The 15,119-nt window shown below is 47.5% G+C and carries 12 protein-coding genes; 9 read left to right on the forward strand and 3 right to left on the reverse strand.

Features of this window, described 5'->3' with window-relative positions; translation table 11 throughout:
- Positions 1 to 7: 7 nt before the first annotated feature.
- Genes DRW07_RS03465 through DRW07_RS03485 form a run of 5 tightly spaced genes read left to right on the forward strand, consistent with a single transcriptional unit; the run spans position 8 to position 6,303 of the window.
- Positions 8 to 685, forward strand: coding sequence for an ABC transporter ATP-binding protein (locus DRW07_RS03465; protein WP_240630491.1), 678 nt, complete (start codon positions 8 to 10; stop codon positions 683 to 685).
- A complete protein-coding gene (locus DRW07_RS03470; RefSeq protein ID WP_124026478.1) occupies positions 672 to 3,155 on the forward strand; it encodes an ABC transporter permease in 2,484 nt (827 codons plus the stop codon). Before DRW07_RS03465 ends, DRW07_RS03470 begins: the two co-directional genes overlap by 14 nt.
- 57 nt (positions 3,156 to 3,212) lie before the next feature.
- Positions 3,213 to 4,319: a type 1 glutamine amidotransferase domain-containing protein gene (locus DRW07_RS03475; RefSeq protein ID WP_124026479.1), complete on the forward strand. Its 1,107-nt coding sequence runs from the start codon at positions 3,213 to 3,215 to the stop codon at positions 4,317 to 4,319.
- An 11-nt stretch (positions 4,320 to 4,330) separates the two neighbouring features.
- Complete coding sequence (locus tag DRW07_RS03480) at positions 4,331 to 5,041, forward strand: response regulator transcription factor (RefSeq protein WP_124026480.1); 711 nt, start codon at positions 4,331 to 4,333, stop codon at positions 5,039 to 5,041.
- A complete protein-coding gene (locus DRW07_RS03485; protein ID WP_124026481.1) occupies positions 5,038 to 6,303 on the forward strand; it encodes a sensor histidine kinase in 1,266 nt (421 codons plus the stop codon). Before DRW07_RS03480 ends, DRW07_RS03485 begins: the two co-directional genes overlap by 4 nt.
- On the opposite strand, the gene DRW07_RS03490 is transcribed toward DRW07_RS03485, so the two are convergent.
- Positions 6,300 to 7,019, reverse strand: a complete 720-nt coding sequence (locus DRW07_RS03490) for a hypothetical protein (protein WP_124026482.1) — start codon at positions 7,017 to 7,019, stop codon at positions 6,300 to 6,302. The two genes, DRW07_RS03485 and DRW07_RS03490, sit on opposite strands and share 4 nt — an antisense overlap.
- Positions 7,020 to 7,313: 294 nt before the next feature.
- On the opposite strand from DRW07_RS03490, the gene DRW07_RS03495 reads away from it, so the two are divergent.
- A complete protein-coding gene (locus tag DRW07_RS03495; RefSeq protein ID WP_124026483.1) occupies positions 7,314 to 8,348 on the forward strand; it encodes a hypothetical protein in 1,035 nt (344 codons plus the stop codon).
- 26 nt (positions 8,349 to 8,374) lie between these two features.
- On the opposite strand, the gene DRW07_RS03500 is transcribed toward DRW07_RS03495, so the two are convergent.
- Both DRW07_RS03500 and DRW07_RS03505 read right to left on the reverse strand, forming a co-directional pair.
- Entirely contained in the window at positions 8,375 to 10,288 is a 1,914-nt protein-coding gene (locus DRW07_RS03500) for a TonB-dependent receptor plug domain-containing protein (protein ID WP_124026841.1), read from the reverse strand.
- Between the two features lie 123 nt (positions 10,289 to 10,411).
- Entirely contained in the window at positions 10,412 to 10,774 is a 363-nt protein-coding gene (locus tag DRW07_RS03505; RefSeq protein WP_124026484.1) for a hypothetical protein, read from the reverse strand.
- Between the two features lie 196 nt (positions 10,775 to 10,970).
- Here DRW07_RS03505 and DRW07_RS03510 point away from each other — a divergent pair, with 196 nt between their 5' ends.
- The 3 genes from DRW07_RS03510 to DRW07_RS03520 all read left to right on the forward strand — a co-directional run bounded on the left by DRW07_RS03510 (position 10,971) and on the right by DRW07_RS03520 (position 15,117).
- Positions 10,971 to 11,552 (forward strand): RNA polymerase sigma factor, encoded by a 582-nt coding sequence (locus tag DRW07_RS03510; protein WP_165870386.1) that lies wholly within the window; start codon positions 10,971 to 10,973, stop codon positions 11,550 to 11,552.
- A gap of 2 nt (positions 11,553 to 11,554) precedes the next feature.
- On the forward strand, positions 11,555 to 11,965 hold the full coding sequence (locus DRW07_RS03515; RefSeq protein ID WP_124026486.1) for a FecR/PupR family sigma factor regulator: 411 nt from the start codon (positions 11,555 to 11,557) through the stop codon (positions 11,963 to 11,965).
- A 107-nt stretch (positions 11,966 to 12,072) separates the two neighbouring features.
- A complete protein-coding gene (locus DRW07_RS03520; protein ID WP_124026487.1) occupies positions 12,073 to 15,117 on the forward strand; it encodes a TonB-dependent receptor domain-containing protein in 3,045 nt (1,014 codons plus the stop codon).
- Positions 15,118 to 15,119 lie beyond the last annotated feature (2 nt).

The raw sequence follows: 15,119 nt of genomic DNA on the forward strand, positions 1-15,119 counted from the left end.
ACGAGCCATGAAAATGGATGCAAAATACATCAGCCACATAGAATTACATGAGGTTGCCCATTCATTCGTAATGAATGAAGAAGAAGTTCTGCTGTTTAATGACTTAAACCTGCTTCTTTCCCGCGGCAGTGCCTATGCCATTACTGGGCCATCAGGTGCTGGCAAATCAAGTTTACTCATGTTGATGTCTGGGTTGGAGCAGCCAAGCCAGGGTAGGGTATCGGCTAGCTTTGAGGGGCAACATACTGGGATGCAGGATGTTAGGGAGCACATTGGCTTTATTTTTCAGCAGTTCCACTTATTACCAGAGCTCAGTGCGCTGGCTAATGTTGCCTTACCGCTGAAACTACGAGGTGTTAAGGATGCTGAAGCAAAAGCAAAAAGCTGGCTTGCAAAAGTTGGCTTAGGTCACAGACTCACACACAAACCCAAACAGCTGAGTGGTGGGGAGCAACAACGGGTAGCCATTGCCCGCGCCTTAGTGTTTGAACCAGGCTTTATTTTTGCGGACGAACCTACCGGTAATCTGGATGCAAAGAGTGCGGCCGACGTAGCAGATATTTTATTTTCCTGCTGCAAAGAAAATGGCGCAGGCCTGGTACTGGTAACACATAGTGATGCACTTGCCGCTCGCGCCGAACATGTCTTTCGGTTAGCCAATGGAGCCTGCCATGTTGAGAAATAATCTGGCCTTAGCCTGGCACTTTTTCACGCAAGAGCGCACCCAAGCACACTATCGCTATCTCAGGTGGACGCAGGCGTTGTTAATGGTATTCATCGTAACCCTTAGTCAGACCAGCCATACGATTCAAGCTTATCTTGCGGATAATTTGGCCAACCTGCTAGGTGCAGATATTGTGCTGAGTCAGCAAAGTGCATTGAATGATAGCCAGACATCAGCTCTGGATGCACTGACCCAAAAACGTGCCATTACAAAAAGTGTGATTACCACACTCACGCACAATGGTCAGTGGCAGCGAGCCCAGCTAAAAGCAGTGGGTCATCACTATCCGATGCAAGGCGAGTTACTGACAGCTAATGCGTTGAATGATACAGGACGGGTAACGCTTTCAGGCCCAGAAAATGGTGAAATATGGTTGGAAGCCAGACTGCTGGCAGGGCTTGGGTTAAACGTCGGTGACACGCTCATCCTAGCGGGTACGCCCCTTATTGTGACCAAAGTACTCCTGCATGAACCCGATCGACTGATGGAAGGACATAATGTCGATATGCGCGCTATGGTCAGTCTGTCACAGCTTGAAATGCTTAATTTTTCCAGCGAGTTACTGACACACAGGTACTTGTTTGAAGCCAGCAATTCACAAATAAAACAGGTGCTGGCGTGGCAAAAAACGCACTTGCCGGCGGCACAGGTATTTCACAAAACAGGCGCCCATCCATTGGCCCTGTTTTGGAAAAGAACAGAGAATTTTCTCGGATTGACCTCAATAATTTTGTTTTTTATGGCAGCCATTGCCATTGAAAAGCTTACCCATATTCACATTCAAAAAGAGCAATACTTCACTGCCGTTTGCATGAGCCTGGGCGCATCAAAATATGCCGGTCTTCAGGTGTCGTTGTGTAAATGGGCGTTGAACATGTTATTCCTTATGCCGCCAGTACTTGCATTTTCCGCAGGTTGTCACTGGTTGTTAGTCGACTGGTTAAGTAGCACTTTTACGGCTATCTCCTGGCACTGGAATATGGGGCTAGGCATTTCATCATTGTTATCGATTACGCTTATTTTTTTACTCTTTCAGGCACCTGTGTGGATAGGATTGAAACACAGTTCAGTGACGCAGCTGGTTAACAATACCCAGGGTAAAGTCAGCTACGGCGTTACCTTGATATGTGCCATTGCGGTAATGGCAGTGGTGGCTATGTCTTATTCCGATAACGGGTTATTAACGACTATGGTACTTGCCGCACTACTGATCAGTATTGTTATGATTATTGCCATTAGCTGGGGGGCACTGACGGTAGCAGAAAAGGCCACTAAAAGACTGTCGGGCCTGTTCCCTTTCGTGATGTTTATGATGAAGCAGCGCCTGGTTAATAAAAGTACACAAATACTGGGAGTGGGTTTGTGTGCATTTTTACTGCTTTTTACTCTGATGCTGATGAAGGATCTTGGCGATACCTTGTCTGCTTATCAGCGAGAGCAAAATGGTAATCTGCTGGTCACGCAAGCCACGGCCGAACAAATGCAAGATGTTAAGCAGTGGGCGGAAAATCATGGCGCTGAGGTGCGTCAGCAAAAGCCTTTCACCTATGCCAAACTTATCAGGGTAAATGGTCAACACTTGTCAGACTATGCCACACAACCTAGTGAAAGCATGAGCACCATGGCGCGTGAAATACGCCTGCATTGGACAGATGATGTCCCTGCAAACAACCGCGTGGTGAGTGGTGCCTGGTGGCAACAGCCGGACGCTGACTGGCAACAGATTTCAGTAGAACAAGAAGTCATGTTGGATTTGGGTTTAGATGTTGGCGACACACTAACGTTTTATATTGGTCAACACGCCGTCGACTTCACCATTTCAGCCAGTCATGTGTACCGTGCTGGCGGCGGTTCGATTACCTTTTGGGTGCAAATGCCAGTGGCCGTATTAGATCACATCTCCGCGCCGCACTACAGCATGGCGAGCATAGAGCTGGCCGATACGCAATTCGGTTTACTCAATGAACTGTGGCAGCGTCACCCCACATTGCGCATGGTGTCGCTGCAGGAAATGACCGCGAGGTTTGACGACACGCTGGCCATGGTTACGCAGGTGATTAGCGGGTTTTCAATACTGATTATTCTGCTCTCTGTTATTGTCATACTGGCAACCATCCACGCCGTTGAAGGTACTGAAAAAAAGAAAAACAGTATCATTATGAGCTTTGGTTTTTCCAAAACCACCTGCCTTCAACTCAACCTGATTGAGTGGTTGGTCACCGGGGCGGTAGCAGCGACAGGCGCCATTGCCGGCACCTATATTGCGGGGCTACTCATTTATCAAAGTCAGTTTTCACTGCCATACCAACCTGATTTTTTATGGTTGGCAGGTACCTTGCTGCTTATCATGGCATCGGTTACAGCGGTTGGCACAATGGCGAGCAGAAAAAGCCTGAACAGTTCTATTCGTGAATTAATGACAGAACAATAGTTCACATTCATTTCACACCTGAGTTGCCACAATATCGGGCAACAAAAGGAGAAAAAAATGAAAGTATTAATCTTTGTTATCACAGCGGTATTTATGTCTGTTTCCAATGCGGTAGCAGAACCCTCTAAACATGTCCTTATGGTGTTAAGCAGTCATGGGCAGCAACAGGGCGAGGAGCGCCCAGGATACGAATTTGACGAGTTCGCCAAAGCTTATCTGGTTTTTAAACAACACGGCATTACTGTAGACATTGCAAGCCCTAAAGGTGGCGTCTTGGTGGCGGACGAATACGACCCGAAGAAGCCTTTTAACGCCCAAGTTATTGCCGATGATCACGCAATGGCCAAGTTGAACAGCTCCTTGCCATTACACACGTTGTCAGCTGCTCACTATGACGGTGTATTTGTCGTGGGGGGCAAAGGTGCCATGTTTGATTTTCCCAATAATAAAGCACTGCAAACGCTGATTACTGATATCTATCAGCAGCAAGGCAGTGTAGCTGCCGTGTGCCATGGCCCGGCGGCACTGGTCAATGTCAGGTTAAACGATGGTAGTTACCTGATCGCCAATAAAGCAATTAATGGTTTTACCAACGAAGAAGAACGTATGTTTGGCAAGAAATGGATGAAGGAATTCGATTTTTTGCTTGAAGATAAACTCATTGAGCGCGGTGGTAAGTTCCAGTCCAGTGGTTTCATGTTAGCGCATGTGGCTGTGGATGGTCGGTTAATTACAGGTCAAAACCCGTCTTCTACCGTTGGTGTTGCGCTTGAGCTGGTAAAATCATTGGGCGTTGAGGTTCAGCCGGTGGAACAGTACACTGACGATAAAACAATGGGGCTGGTGGCTAAGTTACTAAATGGTGAATACAAGGCCATACAACCGCTGATTACCCATGCAGAAGCGTACAATATTAAACTTGTCGGCATGTACGGTTACTATTACATGATGAAGTCTGATACGGCGCAAGACTATAGGAACGCACTCATGCTGATGAATGTGGCAAAAGAGGCCATCAACAGCCCTAATTTAGAGATGCAAATTGCAAAAGCGCATCAGGCACTGGGTGATTCCCAATCGGCCGCGCTAGTACTACATGAAATTCTGGCTGACCAGCCAGCATTTAAAGCTGCGTCAGACATGTTAGTCACTCTGACGCAATAGGGCGCATTACTATGACCCAATCTCTGCACGTTTTGCTGGTGGAAGACCAGCAAAACATTGCACGCAATATCGCTGAATACATGGAGCAACGGGGCCATGTGTTTGACTTTGCGGAAAAGGGTGATCATGGCCTCCAACTGGCATTGTCGCAATATTACGATCTGGTGATCCTCGACCTAAATCTGCCTGCAATGGATGGACTGGAAGTATGTCGGCAGCTAAGAGAAAGAGCCGAACGGCACATTCCTATTATCATGCTTACCGCAAGAGACAGTATCGAAGACAAAGTCTCGGGCTTTCACGTCGGGGCCGATGATTACCTGACCAAACCGTTTTCACTGCAAGAACTCGAAGTACGCTGTCTGGCTTTATCCAGACGGCATTTATTGCAAAGCAAAAACGTATTGTCACTTGGCCCGCTTGAGATAGACCGCCGTTTAAAAACGGTTAATAGAGACGGCACCCATGTAGAGCTTAGCGCCATGGGATTTAAGATACTGACCATTCTGGCTGAAGCGTATCCTCAGGTTGTCAGTCGGTCCGAATTGTCACACAAGCTGTGGGGCGACGAACCCACAGAATCAGATGCCCTGCGATCGCATATCTATCAGCTGCGTACAGCCCTAGACAAACCCTTCCCCCGTCCCGTTTTAAAAACGGTATTTGGCATTGGCTTTACACTGGATATTGAGAGTGCAGACCATGACAGTAGCGCCCCATGAGTAAACGTACAAAACGCTATCACAGCTTAAGTCGGCGAATTGTCTTGCAATTTTGCCTCTTTACCCTCGTGCTTTCACTGGTATACAGCGCGATTTCTATTGTGATGATGTATGCGCTTGAAGATAGCTTTATAGAGCGAGGTATTGAGCAGGAAGCCCAACAGCTAGCCTCAGAATACGCACGCACTGGCCAGTGGCCTCAGCCAAGTCGTGGCAACTATCAACTTCACTTTTCCAGAAACACGTTTCCCGAGGAAATTCGTCAGCTCGCGCTTGATCATCCCAAGGGCGTAGAGTTTTCTGGCAAGAACAATCGGCACTATCACATACTTGAGATTGAAGGGCACAAAAATACGTACCTATTGGCAGAGGTGAGTAACGAGTTGTATGTCAGACCTATTCGCGAGGGCATTATTACCTTTTTAGCCATTTATGCAGCTCTCGTCACACTGATTGCCTGCGTGATTGCTTGGTATATCGGCAGAAAAACAGCGCGGCCGTTAACACAACTGGCAGCCTTGGTGGATGGCGTCGAACCTGAACAAATTCCTATGCAATTTGCCGACAAGTTTCCCAACAACGAAGTGGGTATTTTGGCCGATACGCTCGAAGCGTCGTTAAAACGAATGGTCAGTGCCCTAGAGCGCGAGAAGTGTTTTACTCGTGATGTCAGTCATGAACTGAGAACGCCTTTGGCAGTAATAAAAAATGCTGTTGAGCTGCTCAGTTCAAGTCCGTCGGTAGCAAATAGCGATGGCCTCAAACGCATTGAGGAATCTGCTGAGCAAATGGAAAAAACAGTACACACGTTATTGATGCTGGCCAGAGAAGCGCATTCCGCTGAGAAAAAAGAAGACACCCAATTAATGGCACTGGTGGAACGCTCAGTACTCAACCACAGTACCTTGCTCGCGGGCAAGCACGTAGACGTGGTCATTGATGACAGCTGCAATACCCGTTTACCTATTCAGGCCGGCATGCTGAGTGTGTTATTAGACAATCTCATCAGCAATGCTTTTCAATATACGCACAGTGGCGAAGTCGTGGTGTCGTTTGCGCAGGGAACGCTTATCGTGAAAGACACGGGGCAGGGCATCGAAGAAGCCATATCAACGCGTATCACTGAGCCTGCGGTAAAAGGCAGTGAGAGTACGGGGTTTGGATTTGGCATGTCGATAGTCAAACGTCTATGTGAGCACCAAGGCTGGACCATGCAGGTTACCAGCCATAGCGGCACTACTGTGCGTGTTACCTTAACTTAAGGCGTGGCAGTTTCACCCACATACACATAGTGTGAAAATGTGTCAGTGGACACCTCATTGATTTCTGTAAAAAAAGCAAAGGTACCTGTCATTGACATATTTTGCTGTGAGGCTAGCACGGCATCTCCAACCTTTTTAAAGTGAAGACTTAATTTAAAATCGGCAATCTTTGCCGTCATAACAGGGGAGAAAGGGGCCACATTGGTGATTTCGATAGTGGAAATAAATGCCGCTTGTTTATCGTAAATCAATTGTCCTGTTAATTGTTGACTGGCGTCTTCACCCAGTTTTTCCAGCATTACGTCAAAATTTGCGGTATAGGTGTGTGCTGTTTCTGACTGAAGCTGAAGCGATTCTAGGACGATCAGTTCCCGTAGTTTAAGCGCCACACCGTGGTTATCTGCATTGTTTTTATCTTTTTTGTAGCGCAAGTGCTGCTTTTCACTGGGTGTCATACCGTTTATGGTCAGCAGCGACCAGCGCATATCGGCGTCCTTCGCCGGCTGATACAACTCCGTAAATTGTGTGATGTCGCCTTCTTCATTTTCATAGCGCTCAACCCGATAAGACCAGTTTTGGATAGGGGTTTGCTCAAATTGCAAAACGGCGTGTTCAATTTGTGATTGCAGTGTGCTGTCTGCGTGTGCTGCTCCAAGAATACTCAAATATCCTGCAATGCACAGCACAGGTGATAAACGTGTAGCCAAGCGTGCCATAAGTAACCTCATTGTTGATGAATATTCTGCGAGCTTATCGTCAGATAAGTGAACAAAATGTGAAATTGGAGGCTGAAGGAAGCAGCGTTAGCACAAATACAAGCCCCAACGCGGTCAAATGCGAGGGGCTTTTTTTATGCCTCTCAATTTATCTTTCTTGGCACAATACTTGTGTTCTGGTGGTCTTAAATAACCAAAGGGATGAATAAGACGGCTTTTGGGGCATGTTTTTGCATAGACAGCGCCCATTTTTTGCCGCTCTCAATTGATGCCGATCGAAATAGGAAAGGGGATATGATCAATACGGTCAGTTTTAGCACGGAATCGAGAGGTCTACTTCAGGCAAGACAGCTCTCTGATGAGGAGATCACTGACTTTGCGACGCTTATTCAGCAAATGAAGCAAAGCGAAAATAATGCCAAGCAACATCTGAACAGCCTTTCACCACAAGAGCTTGAGTTACTTCGAAAAGCGAATAGTTTGGCAGACCCGATAATGGCTTCACAGGTGTCCGAAGAAGGCGCGATGAATTTATTTCGTCAGCCGGATAATTCAGACTCTGTTGACCTTAACAATGACGGTATTGTTGAAGTAGGTGTTGCTCGCAATGTGCAGTTTCCGCCGGCTAACGCCCCCCAGTGGGTGAGTGATGCCTGGGAAGAAGCGACAAAAGGAATGACCTGGGCAGACAGGGCGACAGCAGAACTGCATCTGCACTCTGCCATCTATGGCATCAATATTGACGGGGTTTCCAGTAAAACGCCTCTGTCACCCGGTGAGCAATGGAGTGAAGCCGGCATTAAGCGCTTGTTCAAGGATTTGCATGGCAGTTTGGAATTTGCTGTGAGTCTTGATGGCTGGACACCCCAACACAAAGCGCGTTTGGCGCTTTATGAACGTTTCGAGTCTGCCCTTTCTGCATCAGCGCCATCGGCTTTCAATCTTTCACAATCAGCGCAGAGTAGTTTTGGTAATCACAGTGTTGCTGAGGCACAAGAACCGGCCAAAGAAGCCGAACACACGACATCGAAAGAGAATGAGAAAATCCGTGAGCTCAATACCTTGTTGCTGTATGCAAGATTAGGCATAGACAAGCAAAAGCTGGATAAAATCGCAGAGAAAATGGCTGAAGTAGAGAATGACCCAACCTTGTCAAAAGCGCAAAAATACAAAAAGTTGCAAGCACTAGAACAACAGCGACTGGAAATTATTGAAGAGGCGCAACGACGCACCATGGAACAGGAAAAGCGCAAAGCGTTACTCGGTGATTTGGCCGTCACCGATGAACGTCTAAAAGAGCAATCGTTAAAAAGCCTGTTAGGACGCTAACAGGCTCTTTAATGTCGTTATTGCGGTTAAAATTTATAACGCATCCCAGCGTTAAAAATTAATCCGTCATTGCGTGACCAGATATCTGTTGTCCAGCGTCCGCTTGGTGCCTGCTGCAAAAGCAACAATGAGTCTTCACGGGTTTGCCGCACGTTTAACAGGTTTTCGGCATTCACAAACAAACTCACGTTACCCAGGGTAATTTGGCCCAACAGTCCCAAATGCCAATAGGGTTTGCTGGTGTCTCGGTATGGGTTGTCTGCCAATGACTGGGTGCCTGTGTAGTAGGCCTCAAAGCCAACAATATGACTGCCGTGCTCTTCCCACATGAGCACAAAACCGGCTGAGTGCCTAGGGGTTAAATCAAGGGTAGGCGCGTCTGTATATAAATAGCTCCCGGTAAGTTTAAAATCGCGCCAGCGATATCGTAACAGCAATTCCATGCCGTCGATTTCTGTGGGCGATTCTGCATTAATAATTTCGACGGCGTAAGGGCTTGAAGCATCAAGGGTCTCTACCAGCTCGGTGACATTGTCTACATCAGACGAAAACAGGGTCATACTGGCCTCATAGCTGTCAGCTATGTAGCTGATATCGAGCGAGGTAGTGGCGGCCTTTTCTGCTTCAATACCTTGTAGGGGGGCAAGTCTAGATAAACCCACATCATCAATATCTTCGATAAAGGGGCTAGGGGCAAAAAATCCCTCACCGTAGGCGCCCCGGATGATCCAATTGTCAGGGCTGTACAACACGGAAATACGCGGGCTAAATTGCGTACCGTACACGTTGTGCCAGTCTGCTCTGGCACTAAACGACAGGGCGATGTCATCTGTGGCATCATAATCAAGCTGAGAAAAGAGACCCGGGGTCTCAAACCGGTAATTAAAGGCATCAAAAACATCAGAGCGATAGTCTTCAGCCTGATAGGCAACGCCGACTAGCCAAGCGGTTTTTTCTGTATAGCCAGACAGGCTGGACTCAAGTAAGTAGCTGCGGTGATTGTCTTCGTCAAAAACATCGCCAAACAGGTGCTCATGTGTCTGGCGCATGGCAGCGCCGCGAATATTCAGGTTAAGCACGTCTGAAATAGGCTTATCAAAAATAAACCCGGCATCGGTTCGCAATGAATCCTGATTTTGCAAAAATATATTGCCATCAGGCACTGTGGCACCGGGCAGGGTGCCACTTTCTCTGTCTTCGTTCATCAGCCCCAAGGTCACATAGAGATTGGCGCCCTCTTCACCTTGCCAGTACAAACGGGGGCGCAAAGTGGCGCGCTGATAACCGGCCATGTCTGTCCAGCCATCGTCGTCCAGATCCTGCTGTTGCTGATGATGCAGTCCGCCCGTTACCGATGCACTGACGCTATCGGTTAGTGGGCTGGCCAGATACGTGGTGACATCTTGTCCGTTTCTGGATGTGATATTTGCCAATACTTCACCTTCGAAGTCATCGGTGGGCGTTCTGGAAATCAGGTTTATCACCCCTCCCAATGCGGAACCGCCATAAAGGGATGACGCCGAGCCTTTAATAATTTCGACGTTTGCCAAATCAGTGGGGGGGATTTGCAATAATCCAATAGAGGCAGTCTGACCGCCATAAAGAGGCAGTCCATCACTTAACAGTTGTGTGTAGCGCCCAAACAGACCCTGTAGTCTGATGTTTGCGCTGCCAAGTGCCGGGGAGGTGTTTTGTACCCGTACACCGCCGGTTTCTGCAACCAACATGGAAATATTGCCAGGTCGCATGATGGCTTTTTCCTGAATTTCTTCGCCATTAATAATTTCGGTGCGCGTGGCCGATTGTGTGGATATTTTTCCAAGCCTGGAGGCGCGAACTTGTATTCTTTCTACACCTTCTTGTTCTGCGTGATGATCATGATCGTGGTCATGGTCATGTTTGGGGTCATTTTCATCAGCATAGCCGATGAGCGGTAGCATCAATGCTAACGCCAGTGTCGTTTTTTTGTTGAAAAGCACGTAATACCTCGTCAATGCTTATTAAGCCTTGCAAACAAGCGTCAGCGTTCGACGCTCTGGTTTATTAGGGTGCGCTTGGGCGCATTAAGCCATTGAAGACGTAATGGGAGGGCGATAATGCACACCTGCTACAGCGTGCGTTTTATCGGTTAAATAAAGGAAAGCCGTGCTATTAGCGTAAAACCGAACAGACTCGGTGCTGTGCAGCAGCATTGACATCAATGCAGAACACAGACCATTGGCGCAAGGACAAGACGCATCGCAGCAATCTATATCGCAACACGCGGCTTCGCCTTCATCATCATACTGTTGGTCTTGTTGTGTATTCTGTGTTTGTGTTTGCTCGGGTTCGTCACACACTTTTATAGCCACCGACGCCTGAACCTGTCCGGTGAAGGCGACAAGCAAAAATAACAATAGCAATGTGCGTAAGTGACTAAAAAGCATAATAATCCCGAAATGATAGGGGCATGATAGTATCCGCTTTTACTACAAAAGGGAAAACCAATTACCGTCCCATTTAGGCAAGCTATCGCGTTCTGGCAGCGTTGCCTCAAGCGACTTTTTGTTGTGAATTTGTCGTGCTTGTAATATTTTTAATAAGGCAAGCCCCATCATCCTAACTTAACGCTGAATGGTTAATATGGTTAAAAAGCGTATTTACGATCCAACAGAAGAGCAGGCTTTGAGCCAGTTTTTGGAGAAGCACCAGGGAAAGGTGATGAATTGCCTGCATGGCTACGTTGATAGTGCCCGTGCCGAAGATATCTTTCAGGAAGCCATTATCAAAATTTATCAACTGGCTGAGCAAAACCCTAGTGATCAGGACTTTTTTGAAAAGCTAAATATGCTTGCGCCAATGTTGTTCACTATTGCCAAGAACAAAGCGATCAGCGAGTTGCGTCATCACAAAGTGACAGAAAACTACCGTCACGCCACTGAAACAAGCGCCACCGAATACGGTGGAAATATGGAATCGTCACTCATTCAGGACGCTGAATCAAGACAATTGCTTGAGGCCATTAATGCCCTTCCCCCGATTTGTCGGCAGGTTTTTGTGCAGCGTAAACTCAACGGTAAATCCCATGCACAAATTGCGGAAATGTTGAACATTTCGACTAAAACCGTGGAAGCGCATATTGCTAAAGGGCTCAAGCTTTGCCGGGCCTATCTGCTCAAACAGAAAGCCGATGCGCAAATACACGCTAAGAGGCAGGCTGGTTAGCCATGAACATTCATGAGTGGCTCGGTGAAGATGTCCCTGCAGCGGTGGTGGAAAAAGCCATTGATTGGATCGCCGTGTTAGATGATTTAGAGAACAAGCCTGAAGAGCAAGCAAAGCGAATCGCGTTTTATCAGTGGCTGGGTGAAGACGCTGCTCATCAGCAAGCCTTTGCTGAGCTGTCTGAAATGTGGGCAAAAACCGCCTGCCTTGAGTCACTAAAATCAAAAATCGATGCGTCTCAGGTTATTCCTTTCCCTCTCAAATCGCAGCAGAACAAACCTGCTAGCAAGTGGGGTAATCAACCTTTACTGGCAGATTCTATGATGTGCAGTAATACGTTTGCGCCAAGCTGGCTGTATGGCGTGACCTTGGTCACCATGTGTTTAGGTCTGATTCTACCCGCCATTTTCTGAGCGAAAAAACCACTGCTGTAAAAAAAATGTAAAAACCGTGTAGGGGTTTTTCTCTGCTTGTGCGTTATGTCATGAAGTGTTCTAAAAATCATAACAGGAACCCGAACATGAAAAGCACACCAAAAAACATAAGAACTAAATCCTTTATTCCTAGTATTTTAGCGGCTTCTGTAGCCCTGTCACTCTCGCCTGGCCTGTTGGCTCAGTCAACCGATACGCCCAGTGCTGATGACGAGAAGTCTATTGAGAAGATTGCCGTAGTGGGGACGCAAATTCGCGGCGGAAAAATGAGCGAAGCCCTTGCTGTATCAGTCATGGACGCAGAAGACATTGCCGAATTGGGCATTGATTCAGGCGATGAGCTTTTGGACCTAATCCCAGAAAACGGACAGAACTTTTTTAACGAAGCAGAAAATATCAGTGGCGGCGTGAATGCCGCGCGTGGTGATGTGGGTGCATTTAACCTGCGAAATTTAGGCACGGGCAACACACTAGTACTGTTGAATGGCCGCAGACTGGTAAATGCCGCTTCTTATCAAACCGAAGAGGTGGGCGGAAGTTTTGTTCCCGTTAATTCGGTGAACTCAAATACAATTCCCGTGGCTGGGCTGTCCCGTGTTGAAGTCCTCCGCGATGGTGCATCAGCCATCTATGGTGCAGATGCCGTAGCAGGTGTTGTGAATCATGTGCTGAAAACGGATTTTGAAGGGTTTAACGTACGCCTCAAGCGCTCTGAATATGACAATCTGCCAGCAGCAAACAATACAGTCACGTTTGAAATGGGTAAAAATTTCAATGATGGCAGAACCAATGTCAGTGCGTTTGTTAACTATTACGACAGAGACAGAATTAACTCGTTAGATGATGAGCGCTGGGCAAACTCAGATTTTCGGGGGCGCTTGCCAGAAGGTTCCCCCTGGGCAGACAGCACAGATTTTAGAAACGACACAGCCAACTCACTGTTTGGCCGATTCGATATTATACCCGGTAACGAAGGAGACTTAGATAACAACAACCTGGTTGACTCAGCCGGTGAGTTTCACGTTTACCCACTGTCTGATCCGGCTTGTAGCGACCCAGTTGCATGGCAAATCAATGAATATACCTGTGGCGTTGAAGATCAGCAGAGAAATAATCCAGGTGGTTATCCCTTGTATCGCTTAAACTACAATAGTTACGATGGTATTGGCCGTGATCTTCGCTCTGACCTGCAAAGGTTTAACTTTTTTACCTTTGTTAATCACCAGTTTGAAAATGGTGTGGAGTCTTTTACCGAGTTTTCTTATTACAAATCAAAAACTAACCTGATCAGACACGCCTCAGCGGCATTTTCGACCTCTGAGCTAGTGGTTGCAGCGGAAAACTACTACAACCCCTTCGGTGTTGCCGGGTCGCCAAACCGCTTGCCAGAGTCTATCACCGGTGATTTCACCGCAGACGGGTTTGATATTGTACTGGATAACTACCGGTTTGCTGAATTCCCGCGTATTGTTGACAACGACGGTGACTCTTTCCGCTTCTTACAAGGTTTTCGCGGTTACTGGGGCGATTGGTTCTGGGATACTGCGCTAATGCATTCAGAAGCCGAAAAGACTGATATCACGCGAAACCGTGTATCGAACACCCTGATGCAAGAGGCTCTGAATGATCCAACACCAGCCGCTTATAACCCGTTCTCTGGTGGCATCAATTCAAATATCGAACGTGCGCTCATCGATGTCACTCGTGAAAGTAAAACCGAAATAACCCTTTTCGACTTCAAAGCGTCTCATGACAGTATATTTGAATTGCCAGGCGGTGATGTGGGTATTCTTTTGGGTTTTGAATGGCGTGACGAGTCGTTCGTTGACGACCGTGATCCGCGTCTTGACGGCACCATAGTATTTACCGATAAAGAAGGTGACACCTATCCGTTTGTGTCTGATGTGGTTAACTCCAGCCCTACACCAGACAACGCGGGTGATCGCCAAGTCACCTCTTTGTTTACTGAGTTACAACTTCCCATTCTGGATAATTTAGACGTGCAAGCCGCATTGCGGTTTGAGGATTTCTCAGATGTAGGCAGCACAACAGTGGGCAAGGTGGCCTTTGGCTACCGTCCAGCAGAATGGCTATTGGTAAGGGGTTCATGGTCTGAAGCGTTCAGAGCACCTAACCTGGTCACCGTAAACGAAGACATAGTGGCACGTAATAATTCAAGAACCGATTGGACCTGCGTATACGCGGCTGAAAACGGCGGCGATCCTGATCAAGATGTGCTTGATTGTAACAACTCCATTCAGCGTATTGCGCAGGGGAGTGACCAGCTAAAACCTGAAGAGTCTGAAAATACATCTATCGGCCTTGTCTTCACCCCTACAGAAAACCTGACTGTCACTTTGGACTTTTGGTCCATCGACAAAGAAAATACCATTGGCCTGTTTGGGGAAGAGAACCATACATTGCTTGACTTAATTCGCAGGCTGGAAAGTGGCGGCAGCTGTAATACTAATCCCGCCGTCTCCCGTGATCCGGTTGAAGCGGGTAGTGACGAAGAGGCCATCTATCTGGCTGCGGGTTTGTGTCCTGCCGGTGACATTAAATTTATTGACGACCGCTATGCGAACTTAGACCGCCGTATCGTCGAAGGACACGATTTAGGCGTGTACTACGATTTTGAAACGGCTTTTGGTGATTTCAACTTTAAGTTCAATGCATCTTGGCTGGATAAATTTGAACAGGAAGCAGGCGGTGACGCCGCTATACTGGTTGAAGCTGCTGAATCAGGTTTGTTGCCAGAGAGCTATCCGATTGACGGCTTTGCCGATTTGATTGGCAGAGACGGTAATCAGGAAAAGCGCTACAGCTTTAAACTGAACTGGCGACAAGGTGATTGGGGCGCGTCGTTCAGCAGCAACTATATTGGTGACTTCTACCAAAGCTCGCTAACGCTGGACGATGGGACCCGCTATATCATCCCGTCAATGACCACTTATGACGCAACTGTGTCGTACAACTTCGACGTGATGGAAACACGTACTCGGGTTCGTTTTGGTGTAAGAAACCTCACCGACGAACGCGCGCCGTTAGCTGACCGCTTCTTTGGTTACTTTGCTGATGCGCACCGCGACTATGGCCGCAGTTATTACTTAGATGTTAAGGCGTTCTTCTAATT

The organism is Paralteromonas sediminis (assembly GCF_003820355.1).
In the GTDB taxonomy this organism is placed as follows: domain Bacteria; phylum Pseudomonadota; class Gammaproteobacteria; order Enterobacterales; family Alteromonadaceae; genus Alteromonas_F; species Alteromonas_F sediminis.

Coding starts and splice junctions, on each gene's coding strand:
- DRW07_RS03515 (WP_124026486.1), top strand. CDS start 11,555: ATGAACATTCATGAGTGGCTCGGTGAAGATGTCCCTGCAGCGGTGGTG.
- DRW07_RS03475 (WP_124026479.1), top strand. CDS start 3,213: ATGAAAGTATTAATCTTTGTTATCACAGCGGTATTTATGTCTGTTTCC.
- DRW07_RS03500 (WP_124026841.1), bottom strand. CDS start 10,288: ATGCTACCGCTCATCGGCTATGCTGATGAAAATGACCCCAAACATGAC.
- DRW07_RS03520 (WP_124026487.1), top strand. CDS start 12,073: ATGAAAAGCACACCAAAAAACATAAGAACTAAATCCTTTATTCCTAGT.
- DRW07_RS03495 (WP_124026483.1), top strand. CDS start 7,314: ATGATCAATACGGTCAGTTTTAGCACGGAATCGAGAGGTCTACTTCAG.
- DRW07_RS03490 (WP_124026482.1), bottom strand. CDS start 7,019: ATGGCACGCTTGGCTACACGTTTATCACCTGTGCTGTGCATTGCAGGA.
- DRW07_RS03505 (WP_124026484.1), bottom strand. CDS start 10,774: ATGCTTTTTAGTCACTTACGCACATTGCTATTGTTATTTTTGCTTGTC.
- DRW07_RS03485 (WP_124026481.1), top strand. CDS start 5,038: ATGAGTAAACGTACAAAACGCTATCACAGCTTAAGTCGGCGAATTGTC.
- DRW07_RS03470 (WP_124026478.1), top strand. CDS start 672: ATGTTGAGAAATAATCTGGCCTTAGCCTGGCACTTTTTCACGCAAGAG.
- DRW07_RS03465 (WP_240630491.1), top strand. CDS start 8: ATGAAAATGGATGCAAAATACATCAGCCACATAGAATTACATGAGGTT.
- DRW07_RS03480 (WP_124026480.1), top strand. CDS start 4,331: ATGACCCAATCTCTGCACGTTTTGCTGGTGGAAGACCAGCAAAACATT.
- DRW07_RS03510 (WP_165870386.1), top strand. CDS start 10,971: ATGGTTAAAAAGCGTATTTACGATCCAACAGAAGAGCAGGCTTTGAGC.